Consider the following 1,187-nt stretch of genomic DNA (forward strand, 5'->3'; position numbering starts at 1 on the left):
GGCTGGGTCGCCCTCGCCGTCCCGGACCACCCCGGCGAGGCCCCCGGCCACCGGATCGCCGTCCGGCGGGCGCTGACGATCCCCGGGGTCGCCCAAGTTCTCGCCATCACCGTGCTGTTCGTGCTGGCCCACAACATCCTGTACACGTACATCGCCCCGCTCCTCGCCGAACTCGGCATGGCGGGCGAGGTCGACCGCGCCCTGTTCGTGTTCGGCATCGCCTCGGCGGCGAGCCTGTGGTTCGTCGGCCTGCACATCGACGGCCACCTGCGCCGCCTGACCGTCGCATCCGTCGCCCTGTTCGCCGTGGCAGCCACCCTGCTGGCCGTCACCACGGCCCTGCCCGCCGCCGTCTACGCCGCCGCGACCTTGTGGGGCCTCGGTTTCGGCGGCACGGCGACCCTGCTCCAGACGGGCCTCGCCACAGCGGCAGGCCCGGCCGCCGACACCGCACAGGCCGCCCTGGTCACCCTGTGGAACAGCGGCATCGCGGGAGGCGCAGTGGTCGGCGGCGCACTCCTCACCCGGCTCGGCCCCGCCTGGCTCCCCCGAAGCGCCGTGATCCTGCTGGCACCCGCCCTGCTCGTCGTGGTCGCGACGCAGGCCTTCGGCGGCCGGCGGGCTCAGCTCCAGGGGGAGGGCGGGAACCAGATGTAGCCGAGCCGGCCCAGCATCCGGATATCCCAGTAGACGACGGTGAAGACCCCGGCGACCAGGAAGGCCGCCGCGGTCACCACGCTGATGCGGGCGGGCTCGGCCGCCAGCGCACGGTGCAGGCGGCCGCCCGTTCCGTAGGCGAGCGCGACGAACAGCACCGCCATGACCGCGATGTTGCCGACCGACTGGAGGAGGAACGCGCCGGCGCCGTAAAGCGGGTTGTGGGTGCCGGCGGCGTGCCGGAACAGGTCGCGGAAGAGCGGGTACGGACGGCCCACCAGGAAGCCGCCGATCAGGGCGCCGACGAGCACCAGCGGTGCGTTGGGGAACCGGCGGGACAGGCCGGCCAAGGGGTCCCGGACCAGGCCGACGGCGGCCAGGCCGAGCACGATCATCACGAGGCCGATCAGGCCGAACGTCGCCATCGACTGGATCGCCCGTGGCGTCAGGCCCTTGCTCGCGGCCGTGGAGAACTGCGGCATGTGCGTGCCGGCCAGGCCGACCAGCGCGCCGTACGCGGCGGAGACCGG

General features: G+C 73.9%; 2 pseudogenes. One reads left to right on the plus strand and one right to left on the minus strand.

Annotation, left to right across the window (positions count from 1 at the left end):
• Window positions 1–657: pseudogene (locus tag AB0O00_RS40485) on the plus strand (MFS transporter); the annotation flags it as partial.
• Here the strand turns inward: AB0O00_RS40485 and AB0O00_RS40490 are convergent.
• Window positions 624–1,187 (minus strand): annotated as a pseudogene (locus tag AB0O00_RS40490) (hypothetical protein); the annotation flags it as partial. The pseudogenes AB0O00_RS40485 and AB0O00_RS40490 overlap by 34 nt on opposite strands.

Source organism: Kitasatospora sp. NPDC093558 (genome assembly GCF_040683475.1).
Classification (GTDB): domain Bacteria; phylum Actinomycetota; class Actinomycetes; order Streptomycetales; family Streptomycetaceae; genus Kitasatospora.